The sequence below is a fragment of the Amycolatopsis roodepoortensis genome, from assembly GCF_024628825.1.
GTDB classification, from domain to species: Bacteria; Actinomycetota; Actinomycetes; order Mycobacteriales; family Pseudonocardiaceae; genus Amycolatopsis; species Amycolatopsis roodepoortensis.
Window position 1 is genome coordinate 6,468,490 of the sequence record NZ_CP102415.1, and the last position, 24,366, is coordinate 6,492,855.

The window sequence follows — 24,366 nt, forward strand, 5'->3', positions numbered from 1 at the left end:
GACTTTATTCGGCGTCCTCGGCGGGGGCCTCCGCAGCCTCGGCCTCTTCGCCCTCGAGCGCGGACTCGGACGGCGCCTCGTTGACGGCGACGACCAGGGCCTCGGGGTCGGTGACCAGGGTGGCGCCCTTCGGCAGGGTGACCTGCGAGGCGAGGATCTGGGTGCCGGCCTCGACGCCCTCGACCGAGAGCTCGACCTGCTCGGGGATGTGCAGCGCCTCGACCTCGATCTGGAGGGTGTCGAGGTCGGTGGTGACCAGGGTGCCCGGGCCCGCGGTGCCGGTGACGACGACGGGGATGTCGACGGTGACCTTCTCGCCACGGCGGACGACCAGCAGGTCGACGTGCTCGATGTAGTTCTTCAGCGGGTGGACGACGATGGTCTTCGTCAGCGCCAGCTCGCTCTTGCCTTCGAGCTCGAGGGTGATGACGGCGTTGCTGCCGTTCTCACGCACGACGCGGGCGAACTCGAGGGCGGGGAGGGCGTAGTGGCGCGGGTCCGAGCCGTGCCCGTACAGCACCGCGGGGATCTTGCCGGCACGACGCGTGCGACGCGCGGCACCCTTGCCGAATTCGGTGCGGGGCTCGACGGACAGGGTTACCTCGGACACGGTGTAGCACTCCTTCAATTCACCAACATGTTCAGCGAAAGCATGCTGAGGTGGGGATGGTTCGGGGCGGTTCTGGTGTTCGGCGGCGAATTCCACAGGCGTGCTCGACCGCGTGTGGCCACTCAAGCCGCCGCGTCGATCACGTCGGGCACCAGGTGCTCACGGAACCCGCCTCGCCGAGACCGGGAAAGTGTAGACCAAGCGGCCGGGCGGGGGTGCCGCCGGGTGGCTCGTACAGGTGACAAGTCGGTGACAGCTGCTTCGCGAACCCGCGGATGCGGTGGTGCGGGACCCCTTTTCTAAGGTGTGATCTGCTCGCACGCGAGACTAAGGGGACGGAATGCCGGCACGACGGTCGAAGATCGGCGCGATCGCCGCCCTGTGCTGTCTCGTGGCCGGTTGTGACGTCGCGATCGACGGGGCGGCCGGGATCCCGGCCGCCGAGCAGCAGCGGGTGGACCGGCGCGCGGAGCAACGCGGCGCTGTCGAGAGCGCGCTGAAGGCGCTGGAGCAGGCGCCGGCCGTCGTCTACAAGTCGACGATCAAGGACGCGGCCGGTCAGCCCGCGGAACTGCAGTTCCGGATCACCCGGAACGGGAGCGCGTACGGCGCGCTGCCGGTCGACGGCCAGACCATCCAGGTCATCGCCGCCGACAAGCAGCTGTACCTCTCGGCGACGCCGGAGTACTGGAAGGCGCACGGGCTCGGCGACAGCGCCCAGTACGGCACCAGCTGGGTCCGTACGGACAGCTCGGATCTGCCGGTGAACGCCGTCGAGGTGCTCAGCCCGCGCAAGGCCGCGTCGACGCTGAGGACCGCGGTGTCCGGGATGGACCCGTTGACCGATCCGGTCCGTTCGAAGTTGCCCGACGGGACCGAGGTCTACGACGTCGGGAGTGGGCTCGGAACACTGCGGGTGACCACCGCGGCGCCGCATCGTGTCGTCAGTTTCGCGCCTTCCCTCGTCGCCGCGGCGGGCGGCAAGACGCTCGGCGCCGAGATGCGGGTCGAGCCGCTCGCCGGCGAAGCGCTCAAGAAGCTCCAGACCGATCTGGACGGCGCGATCGGCGGGCTCGGCCAGCCGTTCGACGCGCTCACCCAGGTCAGGGTCAGTGTCGTCAACGACAAGCTGGACTGCACGGACTTCGTCGGGACCTGCCGGGCGACCATCGATGTCGCCAATTCCGTCATCGGCGGCGTGAGCGGGACGCCCGTGCGCCTGACGCTCACCGTCGACTTCACCGCGCAGTCCCTCGGGGCGCAGAGTTGCACGGCCAACGCCGACGCGGCCCCGGACACCACGACGAGCATGACCTGCGAGGTCAAGTTCAAACTGCCGAATCGGAACGCCAGCTATCAGGTGCAGGCGAAGCCGTCGGCCAAAGGCGAGGTCCGGGCTCCGGTCGACGTTGCCGGTGTTCGTGAAAAGCTCAAGTCCGAGTTCGCCACGCTGGGCGGCTGACCTGCACGCTCACCTCGGGGTGCGTTGCATACGTTGAAGTAGCCGATCTCGCGTTCTTAGCATCGGCGTGGTCGCCGATGAAAAGGGAGAAACGCGATGGCGAAGTTGGTTGTTTTCGGAGGAACCGGATACGCGGGCGGGAAGATCGCCGCCGAGGCGCGCGGCCGCGGTCACGACGTCTTGGTGGTGTCGAGGAACGCCGAAGGTGAGGGCACCAGGGCGGGCTCGCTCTACGACGAGGCATTCTTGGCCGAGGTCGCCAAGGGGGCCGATGTCCTGGTCATCGCGGTCCACGGGCAGAGTGGCCTGCTCGACGCGGTGCCTTCGATCGCGCAGGTCGCGAAGGACAACGGCGCCCGGATCGGCGTTGTCGGCGGGGCGGGCAGCCTGAACGTGGCCGAGGGTGGACCGCGGCTGATCGACACCCCCGAGTTCCCGGACGAGTACAAGGGTGAAGCGGGTGCGCACGCCGAGGTGCTCGAAGCGTTCCGGAAGCTTCCCGAGGACGTCGACTGGTTCTACCTCAGCCCGGCCGCCGAGTTCGGCGCGTGGGCCGAAGGCGAGCGGACCGGCGAGTTCCGGCTCGGCGGCGACGTGCTCCTGACCGACGAGAACGGCGGCTCGAAGATCAGCGGCGCCGATTACGCGATCGCGTTCGTCGACGAGATCGACAAGCCACAGCGCCGCCGTCAGCGTTTCTGCGTGGCCTACTGACCGGACAGTTCCCGCACGACCGGCGCGAACGATTCCAGCATCGGTTCGAACACCGTGATGTAGGAGAAGCCGTATCGTTCGCGACGCTCCTGGAGCTGCCGGACCATCTCTTCGGTGGTTCCGAACAGCAATTGGGGCGTTTCGAGCAGGGCGTCGACGTCGAGGCTGTCCTGGTCCTTGAGCTCCTCACGCCAGGACGCGGCGGCCGCGCGCCGGTCGTCCGTGACGACGACCCGCTGGACGAGCATGTTCAGTTCGGGATCGCGGCCATTCGCGTGCGAGCGGAAGAAGGCGACGCGTTCGTCCATGCGCTCGGCGTCGTCGAGCCGGAACGTGCCCGGCGGTTTCCCCGGTGCTTGACGAAGGCCCGCGAAGCCGGCGATGTCGGCTTCGCGGGCGGCGAGTGAGAGCACACCGTCGCTGTTGCCCGCGAGGAGTAGCGGCGGGGGAGTGATTCCTTCGCCGGCGAAGTGTTCGCGCAGGTGGTCAAGGCTCTTGGCGAGGTACTCGATACGTTCCTTGGCCGGGGTCCACGGCAGGCCGGCCTCGTCGAATTCCGATTTCATGTGGCCGGAGCCGAGCCCGAGGTCGAGCCGGTCGCCCGTCATCTTCACCGTCGTGACGACTTCGCGGGCGAAGAGCGCGGCGTTGTAGAAAGCCATGTTGGAAACGAGAGTGCCGACGCGGGGCCGCTCGGTGACCGCGGCGGCCATGGTCAGCGCCGGGAAAGGCGCGTTCCGTCCCGGGCCGAGATGGTCGGGCACGGAGATGACGTCGTATCCGAGGGCCTCGACGCGGCGGCACTTCGCGACCCAGTCTTCACGGTTCTCGGCGCCCCACAGGTTCACGCCGAATTTGAATTTCCCCATGAACGGCAACCTAGCCATCCGGTGTGGCCGGGCGCGCGCGGTTTCGCGAGGAGCCGAAAACGAAGCAAGGGACCTTTGCTCTCACTCTCCGGAAGAGAGCGGGAGCAAAGGTCCCTTGCTTCGCTGGGATCAGGCGTTGCCGTCGAAGAGGGACGTGACCGACCCGTCCTCGAAGACCTGCTGGATCGCCTGCGCCAGCAGCGGCGCGATGGACAGCACGGTCAGCCCCGGGAACCGCTTCTCCTCCGGGATCGGCAGCGTGTTGGTGACGATGACCTCGCGCGCCTTGCAGTTCGACAGCCGCTCGGTGGCGGGGTCGGACAGGATGCCGTGGGTCGAGGCGATGACGACGTCGGACGCGCCTTCGTCGAGCAGGGCCTCGGTGGCCTTCACGATCGTGCCGCCGGTGTCGATCATGTCGTCGATCAGCACGCACAGCTGACCGCGGACCTTGCCGACGACGCGGTTGGCGACGGCCTGGTTCGGCTTGTCGGGGTCGCGGGTCTTGTGGATGAAGGCGATCGGCCGGTCACCCAGCTGCGCCGCCCACTTCTCGGCCAGCCGCACGCGGCCGGAGTCCGGCGAGACGACGGTGATGTTCTCGTCCCGGTAGGTCTTGTTGATGTGCGCGGCCAGCACGTTCTGCGCGAGCAGGTGGTCGACGGGGCCGTCGAAGAAGCCCTGGATCTGCGCGGTGTGCAGGTCGACCGTCATGATCCGGTCGGCGCCCGCGGTCTTGAACAGGTCCGCGATCAGGCGCGCGGAGATCGGCTCGCGGCCCTTGTGCTTCTTGTCCTGCCGCGCGTACGGGTAGAACGGCATGATCACGGTGATCCGCTTGGCGCTCGCCCGCTTGAGGGCGTCCACCATGATCAGCTGCTCCATCACCCACTCGTTGATGGGCGCGGGGTGGCTCTGGATCACGAACGCGTCGGTCCCGCGCACCGATTCGTTGAACCGGACGAAGATCTCCCCGTTGGCGAAATTGTGCGCGGTCTGCGGTACGACCGACACGTTGAGGTGCTTGGCCACCTCTTCCGCGAGTTCCGGGTGGGCGCGCCCGGAGAAGAGCATCAGGTTCTTCTTCGGTGTTCCGGACTTCGAGCTCATGCTGGCGACTCCCCGTCGTTTCCCTTGTTCGAATCGGACACGGCGGTGGTGTCCTGCTTCGCGGCGGAAGCTGCCTCCGCCGCGGGTGTGCCCGGCCTGCGCCGGGCCACCCAGTCTTCGATGTTGCGCTGCGGCCCGGTGGACACGGCGAGCGCGCCTGGGGGCACGTCTTGCCTGATCACGGTGCCTGCCCCACTGTAGGCGCCGTCGCCGATGGTCACCGGGGCGACGAACGTGTTGTCCGCGCCGAGCCGCACATGGGAGCCGATCGTGGTGTGGTGCTTGTTCACGCCGTCGTAGTTGACGAAGACGCTGGAGCAGCCGATGTTGCTGTTCTCGCCGATGGTCGCGTCGCCGACGTAGGTCAGGTGCGGGACCTTCGTGCCGGCGCCGATGTCGGCGTTCTTCGTCTCAACGAAAGCTCCGAGTTTGCCCTTGGTCCCCAGCTTCGAGCCGGGACGCAGGTAGGTGAACGGGCCGACCTTCACGCCGTCGCCCAGTTCCGAATCGGAACCGTGGGTCCGCACCACCGACGCGCCCGCGCCGACGGAGACGTTCTCCAAGGTGCTGTCCGGGCCGATCTGCGCGCCCTCGCCGACCGACGTCGAACCCTTCAGCTGCACGCCGGGCTCGATGACGACGTCGCGCGACAGGGTCACGCCCGCGTCGATCCAGGTGCTCGCGGGGTCGACGACGGTGACGCCGGCCCGCTGCCAGCCGCGGACGATCCGGCGGTTCAGCTCGGCGCCGAGGACGGAGAGCTGAACGCGGTCGTTGACGCCTTCGGTCACCCACGGGTCGTCGATGACCAGCGCGCCGACGCCCTTGCCGTCGCCGCGGGCGATGCCGAGGACGTCGGTGAGGTAGAGCTCGCCCTGCGCGTTGTCGGTCGAAAGCTTCGAAAGCCCGTCGACCAGGACCGACGCGTCGAAGGCGTAGACGCCGGAATTGATTTCGGCGATTTCGTGCTGTTCGGGAGTGGCGTCCTTCTGCTCGACGATCGAGGTGACGACGCCGTTTTCGTCGCGGATGATCCGGCCGTAACCGGTCGGGTTCTCGACGACCGCGGTCAGCACGGTGACCGCGTTACCGGTGGAGGTGTGCTCGGCGACCAGGGAAGCGAGCGTTTCGGTGTCGAGCAGCGGGACGTCGCCGTAGCTGACGACGACGGTGCCGGTCAGCCCGCCGGGCAGCGCGGAGAGCGCGCACGAGACGGCGTGCCCGGTGCCCTTCTGTTCTTCCTGGACGGCCGTGACGACCTGGCGGCCGAGAGCCTCGCCGACCTTTTCCAGCCGGGCGCCGACCGAGTCGCGACCGTGGCCGACGACCACGACCAGGTGCTCGGGGTTCAGTCCCGCGGCGGCCCGCACCGCGTGCTCGACCAACGGGCGGCCGGCGATCGGGTGCAGCACCTTCGGGGTGGACGAACGCATGCGGGTGCCCTCACCCGCGGCGAGGATCAACGTGCTCAGCGGGCCGGTCACGGCTCTCCCAACATTTCACCAACGGTGGTTGTCGGGCATTGATCCTACGTGGGCTGCTCGGCGTCCCACGCGGGGTCGGTCGGAGCATCCTCGCCGGGCCATCCGGTCGCCGGGTCGATGGCCATCGAGTTCACCGACGAAACCTGGTTCCCGCCGCCGCGTTTCGCCTGGTACATGGCCGCATCGGCGCGGGCGAGGACCTGCTCGGCCCGCTCCTGCGGGCGGAGCGAGACGAGGCCGACGGAGAGGGTGACGCCGTGCGAAAGATGGTGCGGCAGAGATGCGACGGCATTCACAGAACGACCCAGCGCCTGCTTCGCCGCCGACGCCGGAGCCCCAGGTAGAAGCACGATGAACTCGTCTCCGCCGTATCGGGCGACCACGTCGTCGCCGCGCAGGGCGTCGCGCAGCGTGCTCGCGATGACACGGAGAACGTTGTCGCCCTCGGCGTGCGACTGCTTGTCGTTGACGTCCTTGAAACCGTCGAGGTCGACCAGCGCCACCGCGAGGGGCTGGGCGTCGGCGGACGACGCCAGCGAACGCAGCTTTTCGTCGAGCGCGCGCCGGTTCGGCAGCCCGGTCAGCGGGTCCTGGAGGGCCTGCTGGGTGATCGCGCCGTGCTCGGCGGACAGGCGTTCGTGTTCCCGGCGCGCGTTGAGCGTGGCGATCTGCGATTCCCGCAGCGACCACATCTCCGTTTCCAGGATGGTCGCGTAGTCGATCAGCGACTGGCTCGCCCCGGACGCGTAGTCCGGGGTGGTGTCGAGCCTGGCGAGCTCGCGGGCGAGGTTCAGCCGCATCGACGGCAGCGAACCGTCCTCGTTGTCTTCGCGGACCTCTTTGAGCACCTGCAGGGCGTCCTCGCGGCGGCCGTCGTTGTCCAGGCAGCGGGCCAGCGCGATGGCGATGATCTCGCGTTCGTGCGGGAACACCAGTTCCGGATGCAGCAGCGAGTTCAGCCGTTCGATATGCGACGAATCGGGCGACGCCAGCGCGGCGGCCGCGGCGAGCACGCCGACCTGGTCGATCGCGGGCACCCCCGCCTTGCGCGGGAAGAGCGACTCGGTGAACGGGCCTTCGGCGGCCTGGGCCATCGACGCCGCGGTGCGGAACTTGTCCGCGCCCTCGTCGTAGCGCTCGATGCGCTCGAGCCGGAGACCCCAGCCCAGCAGCATCTTGACCCGGTTGATCAGCTGGAGCGCGATCTCGTGCGGGCTCGCGCTGTCGCGGATCGCCTGCGCGGCGCGGGCGATGGCCTCCTCGGCCGCCTCGTAGACGCCCAGCTGGTTCAGCACCAGCCAGCAGTCGACCAGGGTCGTGGACAGCATCCGGTCCCAGTTGCGCCTGCCGACCTGGCGGTCCGGGACCGCGGAATCGTCGAGGATGGCCAGTGCCCTGGCGATCTCGGTGAGGGCGGCGTCCTCCTGTTTGGCGATCACCAGCCGACGGCCGCGCATGGCGTGCGCGTCGGCCCGCATGAGCGCGAGACCGTGCCGCCTGGTGTGCGCGAGCATCTCGTCGAGCCGGGGCTCGGCTTCGGCGGCGAGGCCGCGGGTGACCAGCCTGGCCATCGCCGAGTAGCGCAGCAGCTGGGCGACCAGCAAGGGTTCGCCGCGGCGCTGCGTCTCGTCGAGGAGTTCGTCGAGGCTGGTGACGATGTCCAGCTGCTCGGCGAAGCTGACCCGCTGGATGGCCGCCCCGAGTTCGCGCGCGCGACCGTAAAGCCAGGCGTCGGACATCTCCGCAAGCGCCGGCCGCCTGCCACTGGTCGTCGCGTCCTCGGTCAGCCGCACACACCCCCACCGTTGAAAACGCCGCTGGTCATCTGTTCGTCTGCTCCGCCGCCAGGATTCGAACCTGAACTGTCAGAACCAAAATCTGAAGTGCTGCCGATTACACTACGGCGGATCGATCCTGGTCAGGATAGCCATGCCGGGGACCTCCGCGTGCGCCCGGGGGTTGCCTCACCTTCGCGGGCACTCCACAGCGGGCGAAACCTCCTGTACCGTAACTTACGGCATCGTAGGTAAGGTCACCCTTAGGGATACCCTCAAGGGCTGCTCGTAGAAAAGAAGTGACTGCATGACGGCTACCCTGGACCAGTCCCAGAAGCCCGCGAAGGGCCCCAAACCGGTCACCGAAGGACAGCGGTCGAGCGCTGTGCAGCTTTCGGTCTACCTGGGGGTCATCTTCCCGCTCGCCGCGTTGCTCGCGGCCGTCCCGTTCGCCTGGGGCTGGGGACTGACCTGGGTCGACGTCGGCCTGTTCGTGGTCTTCTACGCGATCAGCGGGCTCGGTATCACCGTTTCGTACCACCGCTACTTCACGCACGGCTCGTTCAAGGCCAAGCCGTGGCTGCGCGTCGCGATGGCGATCGCCGGCAGCATGGCCGTCCAGGGCCCCGTGATCACCTGGGTCGCCGACCACCGGCGCCACCACGCCTTCTCCGACCGCGACGGCGACCCGCATTCGCCGTGGCTGTTCGGCACCTCGCCGCTCGCCATCGCCAAGGGGTTCTGGCACGCGCACATGGGCTGGCTGTTCGACCGCGACCAGACCAACGCGGAGCGGTTCGCGCCGGACCTGGTGAAGGACCCGGCCATCAAGAAGGTCGACGACCTGTTCTGGCTGTGGAGCCTGCTCACCCTGGTGCTGCCCGCGATCCTCGGCGGACTCATCACCTGGTCGTTCTGGGGCGCGGTGACCGCGTTCTTCTGGGCCGGGCTGGTGCGCGTCTGCGTGCTGCACCACGTCACCTGGTCGGTCAACTCGGTCTGCCACATGATCGGCGAGCGCCCGTTCGCGGCCCGCGACAAATCGGCCAACTTCTGGCCGCTGGCGATCTTCTCCTTCGGCGAGTCGTGGCACAACCTGCACCACGCCGACCCCACCTCGGCGCGGCACGGTGTGCAGCGCGGTCAGATCGACATTTCCGCGCGGCTGATCTGGATCTTCGAGAAGTTCGGCTGGGCCCACGACGTGCGCTGGCCGACCCCGCAGCGCCTCGCGCGCATCGCCACTGAAAGCAAATAGCGAGGTCGCGTTAGTCTTCTGCGATGGCGGGGAGAAGGCGGACCAAACGTGAAGCGGTCACCGGGGCGCGTCCTGCCGCCCCGGTGGCCCGGGTGCGGATGACAGGGACCGAGCGCAGGCAGCAGCTGCTCAACGTCGCCAGAGCCCTGTTCGCGGAGAAGGGTTTCGAAGGCACGTCCATCGAGGAGATCGCGCATCGCGCGAACGTCTCCAAACCGGTGGTGTACGAGCATTTCGGCGGCAAGGAAGGCATCTACGCCGTCGTCGTCGACCGCGAGACCCAGCTGCTGCTGGACCGGATGGTCTCCACCCTCCACGGTGGACACCCGAGGGTGATGCTGGAGCAGGCGGCGATCGCGTTGCTCTCCTACGTCGAAGACTCGCACGACGGCTTCCGCATCCTGGTGCGGGATTCGCCGGTCGCGAGTTCGACGGGCACGTTCTCGACGGTGCTGAACGACATCGCCAGTCAGGTCGAGCACATCCTCGCGCAGCAGTTCGCCGCGCGCGGCTACGACGAGAAGCTGGCCGCGCTGTACGCGCAGGCGCTGGTCGGGATGGTCGCGCTCACCGGGCAGTGGTGGCTCGACGCCCGGAAGCCGAAGCGCGACGAGGTCGCCGCGCATCTGGTCAATCTGGCTTGGAACGGTCTGTCCAATTTGGAGCACAAGCCCAAGTTGCGGCTGTACTGAGTTTCAGCGCAGGAGGCCGGTCTCCCGAAGGTGGTCGAAAATGATCTTGTCGACCGCGGACACCCGGTCCCTGTCCTCGTAGCCGAGCCACGCGACCTCGTCGATCTCGCTGCTGGCCGTGAGTGTTCCGCCGAATTCGGCCGTGTAGCAGGTCATCCGGACCAGGAGACCTGTCGCGTGGCCGTCGGCTTGCGCTTCGAAGACCCCGGCGGGCTCGATGCTCGCCGGATCGATGTCGACGGTCAGTTCCTCACGGATTTCGCGGATCAAGGTCTCCGTGTCGGTTTCGCCGGATTCGCGTTTGCCGCCGGGCAGATAGAACACGGACTTCCCGCGTGAGCGAGTGCTCAGGATCCGGCCGTCCCGCAGGTGCAGCCAAGCGATCTTGTCGATCATGGTTCAGCCCAGCGCGGCGGCGGTCTCGGCGGTCGTGAGCACTTCGCCCAGTCGCGGGAACACCTTCGTGACCGCCGATTCGTGGGAGATCGCCGCGATCCCCGCCATCGCGTCCGAAACGGCGATGGTCTCGTAGTCGTGGTCGATCGCGGCCCGCAGCGTCGATTCGACGCCGTATTCCGTGGCGATCCCGGCGAGCACCAGTGTCTTCACGCCGAGTCCGCGCAGGAGCTCGTCGAGTCCGGTGCGGTAGAAGGCGCCGATCGTGTTCTTGGTGATCAGGTGCTCGCCGTCGCGAGGCGTCAGTTCGGCGACCAGTTCGCTGCCGGGCGGCTGCTCCTCGACGCCCGGCCGGTGCGCGCGCACGTGGACGATCGGTGAGCCGGCCGCGCTGAAGGCCTCGCGCAGCAAGACCGCGTTCGCCACGACCTCGGTTCCTTCGATCGGAACGGTCTCCAGCGCGACGATGCGGGTCTGGAGGTCGATCAGGACGAGCGCCGTCGTCGCCGGGTCGATCTTCGTCATGCGGGGAAGCCTAGTGTCCCTATCCTGGAGGTATGGGGAAGAACAGGGAAGTAGTGGTCACCGGCGGCGGAACCGGGATCGGGTACGCGGTCGCGGCGGCATTCGCCGCGCGGGGTGACCGGGTGACGATCACCGGCCGTCGCGAACAGGTCCTCACCGAGGCCGCGGCGCTGCTCGGCGCGAATCCGGTCCCGTTCGACGCGGCCGATCCGGACGCGGTGGAACGGGCGCTGGCCGACTTGCCGGAGCGGGTCGACGTCCTGGTCAACAACGCGGGCGGGAACACCGATTTCCGGAACGGGCAGGCGGAAGACCTGAAATCCTTCGCGGCGAACTGGCAGGCCAACCTCGACGCGAACGTGTTCAGCGCCGTGCTGGTCACCCGTGCCTTGCGGGAGAGGTTCGCCGACGGCGCGCGGATCGTCACCATCGGCTCCATCGCCGCGCGGACGGGGGCGGGTTCCTACGGTGCGGCCAAGGCCGCGCTGGAGGCGTGGAACGTCGACGTGGCAAGGGAATTCGGGCCGCGCGGGATCACCGCGAACATCGTCGCGCCCGGACTGGTCGGGGACACCGAGTTCTTCCAGGGCAAGCTTTCCGACGAACGCCGGAAGTGGCTGATCGGCAACACGCTGACCAAACGCGCCGGCGAGCCCGCGGACGTCGCTGAAGTCGTGGCCTTCCTGGCGAGCCCGGAGGCCCGGCACGTCACCGGCCAGATCGTCCACGTCAACGGCGGCGCGCACCTCGGCCATTAGGCGCCGGGGGTGACCTTCAGCAGCTTGTCGTCCTCACCTTCCGAAGTCGTGATGTAGAGCGAGCCGTCGGGCGCGCTTCGGACGGCGCGAAGCCTGCCGAACTTGTCGTCGAACTCGGGCGGCAGGGTCACTTCGGTGACCTTGCCCGCGTCGTCGAGGCGGAACAGCAGGAGCTTCTGGCCTTTCAGCGCGGTCACGGCCAGCGAGCCTTCAAGCGCGCCCCACTGCGTCCCGGTGAGGAACTCCGCGCCGCAGATGGCCTCGGTGATCTCACCGGTCGTCCACAAAGGACTGACGGCGTCCGGGAAGCGCTGCTTGTCGGTCATCGGGACGCTTTCGTCGTAGCTGGTCTCGGTGCCGCCCTTGGACGGGTCCCAGCCGTAGTTCTTGCCCGCGGTCTCCAGGTTGACCTCGTCGTCGATCGTCGGCCCGTGTTCGGCGGTGAACACCTGCCCCGTGCCAGGGCGGACCGTGACGCCCTGGACGTTGCGGTGCCCGTAGGTGAACACGCGCTGTTCGTTCGGATTCGCCGACGAGATGAACGGGTTGTCCGGCAACGCGTTCCCGGTCTTCGCGTCGACGCGCAGCACCTTGCCGCCGAGACTCGTCCGGTCCTGCGGATGCTGCGGGCGGGCGGTGTCGCCGGTGCCGACGAGCAGCGCGCCGTCCGCGCCGAACGTGGGACGGCAGCCGGAGTGCCTGCCGCTGGGGTTCACCGGCAGCCCGGTGAGGAGGTCCTTGACCTTCGTGGCGCTCGCGCCGTCGTCCGACAGCCGCCAGGTGACCAGCCGGATGTCGACGGCGGTGTCACCCTCCTTGTGGGTCTGACAGGTGATGAACTCGCGCGACGTCGCGAAGTCCTTGCTGATCACCATCCCCATCAGGCCGCCTTCGCCGCGGACGTGGACGTCGGAGAAGTCGGCGGCGACGTCGCGTTTCGCGCCGCCCTCGATCAGGGCCAGCTTCCCGGGACGCTGGGTGACGAGGATCTTCCCGTCCGGGAGGAAACCGACGTCCCAGCCGTGTTCGAGCCCGGCCGTCACCTGCTCGACCTTCAACGCCGCCGCGGCCGGCTTCGAAGTGACCGGTGGCGCGCTCTGCACCGACTCGCTCGAAGCCCCGGAACAGGCCGTGACCAGCAAGGACAACGAGGCGAACGCGACGACGGCGGAAGTGCGCATGTCTTCAGCATGCCACCGTGCTCAACCACCAGCGCGAACCAAACCGCTTTCGTAGGCGAACACGACCGCATGCACCCGGTCGCGAAGTGAGAGCTTCGCGAGAATCCGGCCGACGTGGGTTTTCACCGTCGTTTCGCCGATGTAGAGCTTCGCGGCGATCTCGCTGTTCGCCAGGCCGCGCGCGATGAGCGCGAGGACGTCCTTCTCGCGTTCGGTCAGCTTCTCCAGCCGCTTGCTTTCGCCGCCGTCACGGGCGTCGTCCAGGTAGCGGTCCAGCAGGCGTTTGGTGACCGAAGGCGAGACCATCGAATCCCCGCGAAGCACTCCTCTGATCGCGACGAGGATTTCTTCGGCCGGAGCGTCCTTGACCAGGAATCCGCTGGCGCCGGCGCGTAACGCCGCGTACGCGTATTCGTCGAGATCGAAGGTGGTGATCATCAGGACACGTGTCCCGGGCAGCTCCGCGCAGATCCGCTCCGTCGCCGCGACGCCGTCGAGCACCGGCATCCGGACGTCCATCAGGACCAGATCCGGCCGCAGCCGCAGCGCTGTTTCGACCGCTTCGGCGCCGTTGGCGGCTTCGCCCGCGACGGTCAGGTCCTCCTGGCTCGTGACGATCATGCCCATCCCGACGCGGACCAGTTCCTGGTCGTCGCAGATCAGCACCTTCACCGGGGGCGTCATCCGGCCTCCACCACCAGACTCGCGGCCACCCGGTAACCACCGTCGCGGGTCGGCCCGGTGTCGAGTGTGCCGTGGAACATCTCGACCCGCTGCGCCATCCCCGCCAGGCCCCGCCCCGAAGACGGCAGCCGCGGCGCGGGCGGACCGGAACCGCCGGTGTTCGTCACCTCGATCCGGACGTCGCGGCGCGGGCCGTCCTCGCTGAAATCGATTTCGACGGTTCCGCTCGCGTCGCCGGGCGCGTGTTTGATCATGTTCGTGAGTGCTTCCTGGACGATCCGGTAGGCCTGGAGCGCGGCGCTGGGCGGCAGCCCGTCGGCGTCACCGGTGACCCGGAGCCCGACTTCGCGGCCGGTCGCGCTCACTTGCTCGACCAAATCGCGAAGTTCAGCGACGGCGGGCTGAGGACTTCGAGCGGTTTCGCCCGCGTGGAGGACCTCCAGGAGACGGCGTAATTCGGCCAGCGCGTCGCGACCCGCCTTGCCGATCGTGTCGAGTGTGCGGTCGACGGCTTCGGGGTCCTTGTGACGCATGAGCTTCGCGCCCTCGGCGTTGATCACGATGACACTGACGCTGTGCGCGAGGACGTCGTGCAGTTCCCGGGCGATGCGAGTGCGCTCTTCGGCGACCGCGGCCCGCGCGCGGGCGTCCTGTTCGGAGGCGGCCAGTTCCGCCTTCACCGTTTCCTCGTCCGAGAGACGTTGGCGAGCGCGGAAGAACTCGCCGAGCGCCCATGCCGCGACGTGCAGCGGGATCGTCGCGACGATCGCGATCTCCGGTCCCTGTTCGGTGGTGGCTCCCCAGGTGAGACCCCAGGCGACGTCGAGGGTGACGATGACGACGGCGATCAGCGCGGCGAAGCGGCGGTTCCCCGCGCGGACCAGCGTGTAGAGCGCGACGGCCATCGCCAGTTCGCCGCGGCCGCGGTCGTAGGCCCAGAACTCGACGAGATACTGCGCGGTCACGCCCGCGACGACCAGCACCGCGACGATCTCAGGATGACGCCGCCGCCAGAGCAGCGGCACGAGGAAGAGGTACGGCACGAGCAGGATCGCCTTGGGGACCGGCGACGACCCCGTCGGCGCGAGGAAGACGAACCACGCGAAAAGCGGCAGGTCGGTCACCCAGGGGTGGGCGCGGATCCGCTCGGACAACCTGAACACGTCCCGAACGTAACCGCGGCGGACGGCCGAGCGCGTCGTCCTGGGGTACCCCCGGCGTCCTCCCGCGGGTGGACGGGGCCGGACGTCGCGGCCGACGCGGGGCCACGGAACCCGTTCCTAGCGTCGGGATCATGTCGATCACCAGGGAATTCCTCCGCCATCCGATGCTCACCGGGGCCGTCGCGGCCAGCTCTCCGAAACTCGCCGAAGCCATGACGACGGGCCTCGGGCTGGAAAACGCCCGGCTCGTCGTCGAGCTGGGGCCCGGCACGGGAGTCTTCACGGGGGCCGTCCTCAGCCGGTTGCCGCCGGGCGCCCGGCTGGTCGCCGTCGAGATCAATCCCCGGCTCGCCGGGATCCTGCGGGAGCGGTATCCGGAGGTCGAAATCGTCCAGGGATCCGCCGAGAACCTGGACGATCACGTGCGCGAAGCCGCCGACGTCGTGGTTTCCGGTCTGCCGTGGACGGTCATGACGACGGACCGCCAGGAACGGATCCTCGACCGGGTGACCGAAATCCTGGTCCCGAACGGCCGGTTCACGACCTTCGCCTACGTGCACGCGGCGTGGGCACCGCCGGGCAGGCGATTCGCCGCCGCGCTGCGTGACCGGTTCGCGGTGACCGGGCGCTCGCCGGTCGTCTGGCCGAACCTGCCGCCCGCGTTCGTGCACCGGGCGGCACTGCCGGTCAGCGCGTCAGGATCGCGGCCGTCTCGGCGTCGGCGGGAAGGAAAGTCTCCAGTTTCAATTCCGACACCGTGACGTCGGCCGCGGTCGCGAACGTCGTGATGGCCGTGATCAGCCGCAGCTCGCCCGCCGAGGTGGACAGGCGCATCGGCACGGCGAACCCGAGATGATCGGGGCCGGGCGGCCCCGGCTCCGGAACGTAACCTTCGAGTTCGGCCAGCAACGCGGTGAGCTTCTCGTCGGGCGCGTGCGCGATCTCCTGCGTCAGCCGTTCCAGGATGTGTCGCGCCCAATCCGCGAGGTTCCGCACCCGAGGCGCCATCCCCTTCGGATGCAGCGCGAGCCGCAGGGTGTTGACCGGTTCCTCCAGCAGTTCGGGCGCCACGTCCTCGAAGAGCAAGTCGAGCGCGTCGTTGCGGGCGACGAGCACGCCGTAACGGTCGACGACGATGGCCGGATACGGCCGGTGCCCGTCGAGCAGCCGCCGCATGCCGTCGAGGACCGGCTTCAACCCGGGATCGTCGAGTTTCGTTTCGGGGAAACCGGGGGCGTATCCGGCGGCGAGCAGCAGGCCGTTGCGCTCGCGGAGCGGGAGTTCGAGCGATTCGGCGACGCGCAGCACCAGCCCGCGGCCGGGGATCGACCGGCCGCCTTCCAGGAAACTCACATGCCGTTGGGTGGTCCCGGCCCGGAGTGCCAGTTCCAGCTGGGACAGCCGCCGACGCTCGCGCCAGCCCTTCAGCGCGGGGCCGAATCCGGAAACCATGGTCGTCATCTTGGCCGAGCCGCCGTCGGCGCCGCCATTCCCTCGAAGGAATTGAGACGATTACCCGCCGAGGCGATGCTCCCGGCATGAAATTCGGTCTGGTCGTCCCTACTTATCGGTCCATCCTCGACGCCGGGCGCACCGCGCCGGAAATGGTCGCGATCGCGGTCGAAGCCGAACGTCTCGGCTTCGATTCGGTCTGGGTCGGCGACACGCTCGCGAAGGCGCCCATCGATTCGTTGACGTTGCTCGGCGCGTTCGCCGCCAGAACCGAGCGGGTCACGATCGGCACGGCCGCGCTGCTCCCGGCGTTGCGGGATCCGCTGCTTTCCGCGAACGCGATCCTCTCGCTCGACCTGCTCAGCCGGGGCCGGATCACGCTCGGCGTCGGCGCGGGGTTCGCCGGCCGCAGCGAACCCGAGTTCGCCTTCACCCGCGTTCCGTGGGAACGCCGCCGCGCCCGGCTCGACGACATCGTCGCGTTGTGGCGGCACGTCTGGAGCGGGAAGAGTGGTCCGTTCCACGGCGAGGTGCTGCACTACGACACCCTTCCGGAGTACGCGGAACCGCACCGTCCGGGTGGTCCGCCGGTGTGGCTGGCCTCGTTCACCCCGGGCGCGCTCGAACGAGTGGGGCGGCTTTACGACGGCTGGCTGCCGTATCCGCCCGACGTCGCGGACTACGCCGACGGGCTCGCGAAGATCCGCGAAGCAGCCGTACGCCCCGTGACGCCCGCGTTGTTCGCGACAGTGCTCATCGAGGAGGACCCGGTGCGGGCCCGCGAGCGGCTGGAGGACTACGCGCAGCGGAATTACGGCGTTCCGCTGGACTTCGTCGAGAAGATCCAAATGCAGATCGCGGGCAGTCCCGAGCAGGTCGCCGACCGGTTGCGCGAATACCGGGACGCGGGCGCCGAACACGTGCTGATCCGGATCGCGACGCAGGAACCGGCCGAGTTCGACGAACAGCTTCCGATGGTCGCCGGCGCCCTGCCCCGGTAATCGCGCGGCGGACTGTCGGTGCCCCCACGTAGGCTGGGACGGTGACAAACGCTCCATTGTCCGGACTCCTTCATTCCATCCTTCCCGATCCGGCCCTGCGCGGGGTCGTCGAGCGGGCCGGTGCCCCGGTGCTCGAGCTCCAGGGCGCGATCGCCACCCGCCAGCTGGTCGTGGGCGCCCTCGCCGCGGACGAGGGCGCCGGCCGCCCCGTGCTCGCGGTGACCGCGACCGGCCGCGAGGCCGACGAACTGACCGCTTCGCTGAAGTCCTTCCTCGGCGACGGCGCCGTCGCCGACTTCCCGTCCTGGGAGACGTTGCCGCACGAGCGGCTGTCGCCCCGGGCGGACACCGTCGGTCGGCGGCTGGAGGTGCTCCACCGGCTCGAGACGGGAGCCGACGACCTGCGTGTCGTCGTCGCGACCGTCCGCAGCCTCATCCAGCCGATGGCGCCCGGGCTCGGTTCGCTCGCGCCCATCGACCTGGTGGTCGGCGAGGAGCAGAGTTTCGAAGGCCTGCTGGAGCGGCTGGTCGAGCTCGCGTACACGCGGGTGGACATGGTCGAGAAACGCGGCGAGTTCGCCGTGCGCGGCGGCATCCTCGACCTGTTCGGGCCGACGGCGCAGCATCCGGTGCGGGTCGAGTTCTGGGGCGACGAGGTCAGCGAGATCCGCGCGTTCGCGGTGTCGGACCAGCGGTCGCTGCCGGGGGAGATCCAGCATGTCAGCGCGCCGCCGTGCCGTGAGCTGCTGCTCACCGAGCCGGTGCGCGCGAAGGCCGCCGAGCTGGCGACGACGTACGAGGCGGACGCCCAGCTCACCGAGATGCTCACCAAGCTCTCCGGCGGTGTCCCCGTCGAGGGGATGGAGGCGCTCATCCCGGTGCTGTGCGAGGGCGAGCTGGAGCTGCTGACCGACGCGATGCCCCAGGGCACGCACGTGCTGCTGGCCGATCCGGAGAAGATCCGCGCCCGCGCGGCCGACCTGGTCCGGACCGGGCAGGAGTTCCTCGAAGCGTCGTGGACCACGGCCGCCGCGGGTGGTCAGGCGCCGATCGACCTCGGCGCGTCCGCGTACCGGGACCTCGCGGGGATCGCGAAGCACGCTCAGGAGACGAAGCGCCCTTGGTGGACGCTGACGCAGCTGGCCAGTGACGATCCCGACGTCTACCGCGTCTCGATCGAGGCCGCGCCGAACTACCGCGGCGAGGTCGAGCGCGCGACGACGGATCTGCGCGCGCACACGGCAGCGGGCGGGACGGCGGTGCTCGTCGTCGCCGGGCACGGCACGGCGGCCCGCGCCGTCGAGCAGCTGTCGGCGGGGGACGTGCCCGCGTCGCTCGCGGAAGGCATCACCGGTCCGCTCACGCCGGGCGTCGTGACGGTGACGTGCGGCGGTCTTTCGGACGGCTTCGTGTCGCCGGAGCGGGCGCTGGTCGTGCTGTCCGAATCGGATCTCACCGGCCGGGGCTCCGGCGCGGGGACGTCCACAAAGGACTTCAGCACCAAGATGCCGTCGCGGCGCCGCAACGCCGTCGATCCGCTCGCCCTCAAGGCGGGCGACTACGTCGTCCACGACCAGCACGGCATCGGCCGGTTCGTGGAGATGGTGCAGCGCACCGTCGCCGGCGCGACCCGCGAGTACCTGCTGCTGGAGTACGCCTCCTCCAAACGCGGGCATCCGGGGGACCGGCTGTTCGTCCCGACCGACCAGCTCGACGAGGTCTCCCGCTACGTCGGTGGCGAGCTGCCGACGCTGAACAAACTCGGCGGATCGGACTGGAAGAACACCAAGGCCAAGGCGAAGAAGGCGGTCAAGGAGATCGCCGCCGAACTCGTGCAGCTCTACGCCGCGCGGCAGGCCGCCCCCGGGCACGCGTTCGCGCAGGACACCCCGTGGCAGGGCGAACTCGAGGACGCCTTCCCGTTCACCGAGACCAACGACCAGCTCGCCGCGATCGACGAGGTCAAGGCCGATATGGAACGCGGCGTCCCGATGGACCGCGTCATCTGCGGTGACGTCGGCTACGGCAAGACCGAGATCGCGGTGCGCGCGGCGTTCAAGGCGGTGCAGGACGGCAAGCAGGTCGCGGTGCTGGTGCCCACGACGCTGCTCGCTCAGCAGCACCTCAACACCTTCACCGAACGGATGAGTTCGTTCCCGGTGAAGATCAAGGGGCTTTCGCGGTTCACCTCGAAGCCCGAGTCGGACGCGATCCTCGAACAGCTCGCTTCCGGCGATGTCGACATCGTGATCGGCACCCACCGCCTGCTGCAGACCGGGATCCGGTACAAGGACCTCGGCCTGGTGATCGTCGACGAGGAACAGCGGTTCGGCGTCGAGCACAAGGAGCACATCAAGGCGCTGCGGACGCACGTCGACGTGCTGACCATGTCGGCGACGCCGATCCCGCGGACGCTGGAGATGTCGCTCGCCGGGATCCGTGAGATGTCCACGATCCTGACCCCGCCCGAGGACAGGCACCCGATCCTGACCTACGTCGGCGCGTACGACGACAAGCAGGTCGGCGCCGCGATCCGGCGCGAACTGCTGCGCGACGGCCAGGTCTTCTACGTACACAACAGGGTTTCCTCGATCGAGAAGGCCGCGAAGCGCATTCGCGAATTGGTGCCGGAGGCGCGCGTCGTCACCGCGCACGGGCAGATGAACGAGGACAAACTCGAAAAGATCATCCAGGGTTTCTGGGAGAACGAGTACGACGTGCTCGTCTGCACCACGATCGTCGAGACCGGGCTGGACATCTCGAACGCCAACACCCTGCTGGTGGAACGAGGTGACCTGCTGGGCCTCGCGCAGCTGCACCAGCTGCGCGGCCGGGTCGGGCGCGGGCGTGAGCGCGGGTACGCGTACTTCCTGTACCCGCCGGAGGCCCCGCTCACCGAGACGGCGCACGACCGGCTGGCGACCATCGCGCAGAACACCGAACTCGGCGCGGGCATGGCCGTCGCGATGAAGGACCTGGAGATCCGCGGCGCGGGCAACATCCTGGGCGCGGAGCAGTCCGGGCACATCGCGGGCGTCGGTTTCGATCTGTACGTGCGGCTCGTCGGCGAAGCGGTCGACGCGTTCCGCCGTCACGCGGGCGCGGACATGCCGGAGGAAGAAGAACTCGCCGACGTCCGCGTCGACCTTCCGGTGGACGCGCACATCCCCCACGACTACGTGCCGGGCGAGCGGTTGCGGCTGGAGGCGTACCGCAAGATCGCGGCCGCTCCCGACCAGGCCGGGCTCGATGCCGTCCGCGAGGAACTGGTCGACCGCTACGGCCAGCCGCCCGCCCCGGTGCGGAGGCTGCTCGCGGTCGCCACGTTCCGGCACACCTGCCGCGCGGCCGGGGTCACCGAGGTCTCCGCACAGGGCACGTCGATCCGGTTCGCGCCGCTGCCGCTGGCGGATTCGCAGATGGTGCGGCTGAAGCGCTTGTACCCCAAGGCTCTCTACAAGGCGGTGACGAACACGGTCTCCGTGCCGAAGCCGACGGAGGGCCCGGCGGGCGGGCGGATGGGCGCCCCCGCGTTGCGAGATGAGGAACTGCTGGACTGGTGCGCGAAGCTCCTGACGAATCTGATGAAGTCGCCGGCACCCGTCGCGTGATCGGAGCCGTGACTCGCGTGCGGGAAGGCGGAACTCGCGTGATCGGAGACGTAACTCGCGTGATGGGAAGCGGAACTCGCGTGCGGGGCCGAGCCCGAATCGCGACTTACGACCTGGTTCTCTCGCCGGGGCCGGTATGAGAGGGTAGGCCCTGTGATGCGGATCATGGGGCGCCGTCGCGCGCTGGTCGGGGTTCTTGCCGGTTCTCTCCTTCTCGCCGGATGCAACGCCGGACCCGGGCAGGTCGGTGCGGCGGTGATCGTCGACGGCAGGACCGTTTCGGTGGATCGCGTGCAGCAGCTGATCGACAAGGCCGTTCGTGAGCACCCGTACGGGCAGCAGCTCGCCAAGGAGCACAAGCTCGACCTCGTCGGCCGCGAGATCGTCCGCCAGGAGATCCTGCACGACCTCACCAAGCGTGCCGCCCAGCGGGAAGGCATCGGGGTCGACGAATCCCTCGTGGTGAACGCGTTGCAGAACGATCCGCTGGCGAAGCCGATGGAGGCCAACCCGCAGGACGACCCCGAGCTCAGCGTCGAGCAGCTCGTGGCGCGGGTGCGGGACCACCGTGAGGCACTGGTCGACGCGGCGCTGCAGACCCAGCTCGCGATGAAGTACCTGGACAAGCTCACCGTCACGTTCGATTTCAGCTCGGTCTCCTCGACCGACGCCACCGGCGCCGACTCGGACCGGCTGCGCGAGCAGGCGATCGAGAAGGCCCGCCGCTTCGCCGCCTCGCCGAACGCGGCCGCCGAGCTGATCGCGCAGGACCAGCAGACGTCCGACACGCAGGCGGGCACCGGCCAGAAGCTGCCCGCCATGCAGTCGCCCGCGACCGCGGCCACCGTCCTGTTCGGTCTCGAACCCAACACCGTCGCCGCCTTCCAGCCGACACCGCAGCAGCCGCTCTGGGTCGTCGTCGTGATGCGTGAGCGGACCGCGGACAAGCCCGTCGCGTCGGATCAGGCCGCCCGGCCCACCCCTCAGCAGCTGGCCAAGGTCGGTGTCCGGCTCCTCCAGTCGTACCTCGGCCAGGTCGACCTCAAGGTGAACCCGCGCTACGGCGTGTGGGATGTTGTCGAGATGGACCTCGCGCCCAACGAAGCTTCGAAGAAGGGCATCGTGCTGCCTGTGCACGGTGCCGCCCCGCAAAACCCGTGACCGCTGCCGTCGTCGTGATCGCCCGCGGTGCGACACTGCCCGCCGCGGCACTCACGATCCTGCGGAGCAGCGGTGCCGTGTACGCGGCTTCCGATGTCGATCCCGAGGTGTTCGGGGTGCCCGGGCTCGGCGAGGCACAGGCGCGAGACCTCGTGCTCATCGCCGGTTCGCGAAGGGAACCGAAGGCCGCGGCGCTGATCAGGGCCGGAGCGCGGGTGATCGAAGCGCCCGTGCCGCCGCTGGTCGAGGCCGCCGAGGTGATGGACCGGCTCCGCTCGCCGGGTGGCTGCCCGTGGGACGCCGTCCAGACGCACGAGTCGCTGCGTCAATACCTGGTCGAGGAGACCTACGAGCTGCTCGACGCGATCGAAGAGGGCGACCGTGTCGCCTTGCGCGAGGAACTCGGTGACGTCCTGCTCCAGGTGCTGTTCCACGCGCGCGTCGCGGCCGAGGACGCGGACGATCCGTTCGGGATCGACGAGGTCGCTTCCGAACTGGTCGCGAAACTCGTCGGACGTCATCCGCATGTCTTCGCCGACGCTCCCCGGGTCGAGACCGTCAGCGACCAGAACCTCAAATGGGAAGAACTGAAGCAGGCCGAGAAGAGCCGTCAGTCCATTGTGGACGGTGTCGCGCTCGGCCAGCCCGCCGTGGCCCTCGCCGGGAAGCTCGGCCAGCGCAGCGGCCGGGCCGGGATCCCGCTCGATCTGTTCCCCGGCGGTTCCGAAGCGGCCGCCCAGCTGTTCCGGGTGGCCGCGACCGCGCGCCGTGCGGGGATCGATCCCGAAGGCGAGCTCCGTGCCGTCGCGAAGCGGTTCGCCCGCGACATCCGGGACGCCGAGCAGGCCGCGCGCGATGCCGGCCTGGAACCGACGACGCTCGAGGCCGACGGCTGGCGCAAGTTCTGGCCGGGTCCCTGAGGAGTGCGGGCCGTCGCTCACATCCGGCAGAGTGTGTCGCGAAAGCCACTTTCGCGACGTCTGACGTCCCGAAAGTGGCTTTCGCGACATGGCAGCGCCGGACGGGGCCTCCACAGAGGTGCTGTGACACAGGACACAATCGGGTGAGAACCGTTTCGGCGATCTCGGCGTCTTGCCGGATGTGAAAGGAACGGAACCGGACGAAGAGCAGCTCGTCCGCCGCACGGCCAAAGGTGACCGCGCGGCGTTCGAGGAGCTCTACCGCCGCACGTCGCCGTGGCTGGCCGTGCGCCTGCGCCGTCGCTGCGCCGACGAACAGATCGTCGCCGAGGTGATGCAGGAGACCTACCTCGCGGTCTGGCGCGCGGCGGGCGCGTTCGCCGGTTCCGCCGTCGGCGGGAGCGCCGTGGGCTGGCTGTGGACGATCGCCGCGCGCCGGCTGGTCGACGCCTTCCGCCGCCGCGCGCGGCACGCGCAGCCGCTGGCGGTCGCGGAAACCACCGTCGCGCCCGCCGCCGAGGACGAGGCGCTGGCCGGTGCGGTCGGCGACCACGTCGGCGACGCGTTGCGCCGCCTCGCTCCCGAACTCCGTCAGGTCCTGCAGGCGATGGTGCTCGACGGGCTGACCGTCCGGGAGACCGCGGTCCTGCTCGGCCTGCCGGAAGGAACCGTCAAAACCCGCGCCAGGCGGGCTCGGATCGCGATGCGGGAGGCGCTGTCGTGAACAAGGAACACGTGTCCGAACAGCTCCTCGCCGGTTACGTCCGCGGGGACGACGGCTTGGCCGGTGACGAGGTCTGGGCGGTCGAAGCCCATCTCGAAAAGTGCGCGGAATGCCGGAGCGCACTGTCCGCGCTCAGCCTTCCGACGGTGTCCGCGCTGGTGGACGACGTCTGGGCGGGGCTGGGGCCGAAGCTCGCCGAAGCGGGCCCGAGCCCGATGCGGAGGCGGTGGGCCGGACGGCTGCACACCTGGGTGACGCCGGTGATGCTGCCGTGGCTGGTGATGATCGTCCTGATCCCGGCACTGGGCTTCCTGCTGGACTCTCTCGGGTTCACCGAGTCGAAGGGCTACTCGTTCGTCCAGCTCTTCTCACCGGTGCTGCCGGTGCTCGGGGTCGCGGTGTCGTGGGCGAAGGGGCTCGATCCCGCATACGAACTGGTCACTTCGACGCCGAGGGCCGGGCTCTACCTGCTGCTGCGCCGGACGACGGCGGTCCTCGCGGTCGTCTTGCCGATCCAGGGTCTTTCGAGCTGGCTCGCCGGCGGCGGATTCGGGCTCGGTCTCCTGCCGAGCCTGGCCTTCACCACCGGGACGCTCGCGCTCGGCGGTGTGATCGGAGTGACGCGGGCGGCCTACGTCCTCACCGGGGTCTGGATGGCGGTGATCCTGGCGCCCGCGGTGGCTTCGCAAGGGCGCGCCACCGCGCTCGAACCCCGGTTGCTCCCGGTGTGGGGCGCGATCTTCGCGCTGACCGCGGTCGTGGTGGTGCTCCGGCAGAGCGTCTTCGGCCTGCTCACCGGATCCGAACGATGAACGA

Annotated in this window: 23 protein-coding genes and 1 tRNA gene; 12 read left to right on the top strand and 12 right to left on the bottom strand. The window is 69.1% G+C overall.

What is annotated here, in order from left to right; genetic code table 11:
• Window positions 1–4: 4 nt before the first annotated feature.
• Window positions 5–610, bottom strand: a complete 606-nt coding sequence (locus NQK81_RS30990; protein WP_192743535.1) for a 50S ribosomal protein L25/general stress protein Ctc — start codon at window positions 608–610, stop codon at window positions 5–7.
• A 340-nt stretch (window positions 611–950) separates the two neighbouring features.
• Between NQK81_RS30990 and NQK81_RS30995 the strand changes: the two genes are divergently transcribed.
• Together NQK81_RS30995 and NQK81_RS31000 are read left to right on the top strand one after the other, a co-directional pair.
• Window positions 951–2,072: a hypothetical protein gene (locus NQK81_RS30995; RefSeq protein WP_257484328.1), complete on the top strand. Its 1,122-nt coding sequence runs from the start codon at window positions 951–953 to the stop codon at window positions 2,070–2,072.
• A 96-nt stretch (window positions 2,073–2,168) separates the two neighbouring features.
• On the top strand, window positions 2,169–2,786 hold the full coding sequence (locus tag NQK81_RS31000; protein WP_257484329.1) for an NAD(P)-dependent oxidoreductase: 618 nt from the start codon (window positions 2,169–2,171) through the stop codon (window positions 2,784–2,786).
• Here the strand turns inward: NQK81_RS31000 and NQK81_RS31005 are convergent.
• The 5 genes from NQK81_RS31005 to NQK81_RS31025 all read right to left on the bottom strand — a co-directional run bounded on the left by NQK81_RS31005 (window position 2,780) and on the right by NQK81_RS31025 (window position 8,157).
• Window positions 2,780–3,655 (bottom strand): TIGR03621 family F420-dependent LLM class oxidoreductase, encoded by an 876-nt coding sequence (locus NQK81_RS31005; protein WP_257484330.1) that lies wholly within the window; start codon window positions 3,653–3,655, stop codon window positions 2,780–2,782. The two genes, NQK81_RS31000 and NQK81_RS31005, sit on opposite strands and share 7 nt — an antisense overlap.
• A 129-nt stretch (window positions 3,656–3,784) precedes the next feature.
• Window positions 3,785–4,765 carry a ribose-phosphate diphosphokinase gene (locus tag NQK81_RS31010; protein WP_007028782.1) on the bottom strand — a complete coding sequence of 327 codons (981 nt, stop codon included), beginning with the start codon at window positions 4,763–4,765 and terminating at the stop codon, window positions 3,785–3,787.
• Complete coding sequence (gene glmU, locus NQK81_RS31015) at window positions 4,762–6,249, bottom strand: bifunctional UDP-N-acetylglucosamine diphosphorylase/glucosamine-1-phosphate N-acetyltransferase GlmU (RefSeq protein ID WP_257484331.1); 1,488 nt, start codon at window positions 6,247–6,249, stop codon at window positions 4,762–4,764. Before glmU ends, NQK81_RS31010 begins: the two co-directional genes overlap by 4 nt.
• A gap of 44 nt (window positions 6,250–6,293) precedes the next feature.
• The gene (locus NQK81_RS31020) at window positions 6,294–8,042 is read right to left on the bottom strand and encodes a GGDEF domain-containing protein (protein WP_126736467.1); all 1,749 of its coding nucleotides are present in this window, start codon (window positions 8,040–8,042) and stop codon (window positions 6,294–6,296) included.
• Window positions 8,043–8,085: 43 nt separating this feature from the next.
• A tRNA-Gln gene (locus NQK81_RS31025) sits at window positions 8,086–8,157 on the bottom strand.
• A gap of 174 nt (window positions 8,158–8,331) precedes the next feature.
• On the opposite strand from NQK81_RS31025, the gene NQK81_RS31030 reads away from it, so the two are divergent.
• Together NQK81_RS31030 and NQK81_RS31035 are read left to right on the top strand one after the other, a co-directional pair.
• Window positions 8,332–9,282 (top strand): acyl-CoA desaturase, encoded by a 951-nt coding sequence (locus NQK81_RS31030; protein WP_257484332.1) that lies wholly within the window; start codon window positions 8,332–8,334, stop codon window positions 9,280–9,282.
• 98 nt (window positions 9,283–9,380) lie between these two features.
• The gene (locus NQK81_RS31035; protein ID WP_037318732.1) at window positions 9,381–9,974 is read left to right on the top strand and encodes a TetR/AcrR family transcriptional regulator; all 594 of its coding nucleotides are present in this window, start codon (window positions 9,381–9,383) and stop codon (window positions 9,972–9,974) included.
• Window positions 9,975–9,977: 3 nt separating this feature from the next.
• Here the strand turns inward: NQK81_RS31035 and NQK81_RS31040 are convergent, their stop codons facing one another.
• Window positions 9,978–10,370 carry an NUDIX hydrolase gene (locus NQK81_RS31040; RefSeq protein WP_257484333.1) on the bottom strand — a complete coding sequence of 131 codons (393 nt, stop codon included), beginning with the start codon at window positions 10,368–10,370 and terminating at the stop codon, window positions 9,978–9,980.
• Between the two features lie 3 nt (window positions 10,371–10,373).
• The gene (locus tag NQK81_RS31045; RefSeq protein WP_257484334.1) at window positions 10,374–10,895 is read right to left on the bottom strand and encodes an isochorismatase family protein; all 522 of its coding nucleotides are present in this window, start codon (window positions 10,893–10,895) and stop codon (window positions 10,374–10,376) included.
• 32 nt (window positions 10,896–10,927) lie between these two features.
• Between NQK81_RS31045 and NQK81_RS31050 the strand changes: the two genes are divergently transcribed.
• Window positions 10,928–11,653 (top strand): SDR family NAD(P)-dependent oxidoreductase, encoded by a 726-nt coding sequence (locus tag NQK81_RS31050; RefSeq protein ID WP_257484335.1) that lies wholly within the window; start codon window positions 10,928–10,930, stop codon window positions 11,651–11,653.
• Here NQK81_RS31050 and NQK81_RS31055 read toward each other — a convergent pair.
• From NQK81_RS31055 to NQK81_RS31065, 3 genes are read right to left on the bottom strand one after another with little or no spacing between them, the layout of a single operon-like run.
• Complete coding sequence (locus tag NQK81_RS31055; RefSeq protein ID WP_257484336.1) at window positions 11,650–12,834, bottom strand: PQQ-dependent sugar dehydrogenase; 1,185 nt, start codon at window positions 12,832–12,834, stop codon at window positions 11,650–11,652. The genes NQK81_RS31050 and NQK81_RS31055 overlap by 4 nt on opposite strands.
• 21 nt (window positions 12,835–12,855) lie before the next feature.
• Window positions 12,856–13,518: a response regulator gene (locus tag NQK81_RS31060; protein WP_257484337.1), complete on the bottom strand. Its 663-nt coding sequence runs from the start codon at window positions 13,516–13,518 to the stop codon at window positions 12,856–12,858.
• Window positions 13,515–14,681, bottom strand: coding sequence for a sensor histidine kinase (locus NQK81_RS31065; RefSeq protein WP_257484338.1), 1,167 nt, complete (start codon window positions 14,679–14,681; stop codon window positions 13,515–13,517). Before NQK81_RS31065 ends, NQK81_RS31060 begins: the two co-directional genes overlap by 4 nt.
• 131 nt (window positions 14,682–14,812) lie before the next feature.
• On the opposite strand from NQK81_RS31065, the gene NQK81_RS31070 reads away from it, so the two are divergent.
• Complete coding sequence (locus NQK81_RS31070; RefSeq protein WP_257484339.1) at window positions 14,813–15,442, top strand: class I SAM-dependent methyltransferase; 630 nt, start codon at window positions 14,813–14,815, stop codon at window positions 15,440–15,442.
• On the opposite strand, the gene NQK81_RS31075 is transcribed toward NQK81_RS31070, so the two are convergent.
• Window positions 15,369–16,133 (bottom strand): helix-turn-helix transcriptional regulator, encoded by a 765-nt coding sequence (locus NQK81_RS31075; RefSeq protein ID WP_257484340.1) that lies wholly within the window; start codon window positions 16,131–16,133, stop codon window positions 15,369–15,371. The two genes, NQK81_RS31070 and NQK81_RS31075, sit on opposite strands and share 74 nt — an antisense overlap.
• An 86-nt stretch (window positions 16,134–16,219) precedes the next feature.
• Between NQK81_RS31075 and NQK81_RS31080 the strand changes: the two genes are divergently transcribed.
• The 6 genes from NQK81_RS31080 to NQK81_RS31105 all read left to right on the top strand — a co-directional run bounded on the left by NQK81_RS31080 (window position 16,220) and on the right by NQK81_RS31105 (window position 24,362).
• Complete coding sequence (locus NQK81_RS31080; RefSeq protein ID WP_192743521.1) at window positions 16,220–17,134, top strand: LLM class flavin-dependent oxidoreductase; 915 nt, start codon at window positions 16,220–16,222, stop codon at window positions 17,132–17,134.
• 56 nt (window positions 17,135–17,190) lie between these two features.
• Window positions 17,191–20,745 carry a transcription-repair coupling factor gene (gene mfd / locus NQK81_RS31085; RefSeq protein WP_257489882.1) on the top strand — a complete coding sequence of 1,185 codons (3,555 nt, stop codon included), beginning with the start codon at window positions 17,191–17,193 and terminating at the stop codon, window positions 20,743–20,745.
• A 156-nt stretch (window positions 20,746–20,901) separates the two neighbouring features.
• The gene (locus NQK81_RS31090) at window positions 20,902–21,906 is read left to right on the top strand and encodes a hypothetical protein (RefSeq protein WP_257484341.1); all 1,005 of its coding nucleotides are present in this window, start codon (window positions 20,902–20,904) and stop codon (window positions 21,904–21,906) included.
• The gene (locus tag NQK81_RS31095; protein ID WP_257484342.1) at window positions 21,903–22,826 is read left to right on the top strand and encodes a nucleoside triphosphate pyrophosphohydrolase; all 924 of its coding nucleotides are present in this window, start codon (window positions 21,903–21,905) and stop codon (window positions 22,824–22,826) included. Before NQK81_RS31090 ends, NQK81_RS31095 begins: the two co-directional genes overlap by 4 nt.
• A gap of 181 nt (window positions 22,827–23,007) precedes the next feature.
• A complete protein-coding gene (locus tag NQK81_RS31100; protein WP_257484343.1) occupies window positions 23,008–23,550 on the top strand; it encodes an RNA polymerase sigma factor in 543 nt (180 codons plus the stop codon).
• Complete coding sequence (locus tag NQK81_RS31105) at window positions 23,547–24,362, top strand: zf-HC2 domain-containing protein (protein ID WP_257484344.1); 816 nt, start codon at window positions 23,547–23,549, stop codon at window positions 24,360–24,362. The genes NQK81_RS31100 and NQK81_RS31105 overlap by 4 nt, the downstream gene beginning before the upstream one ends.
• Window positions 24,363–24,366: the final 4 nt, after the last annotated feature.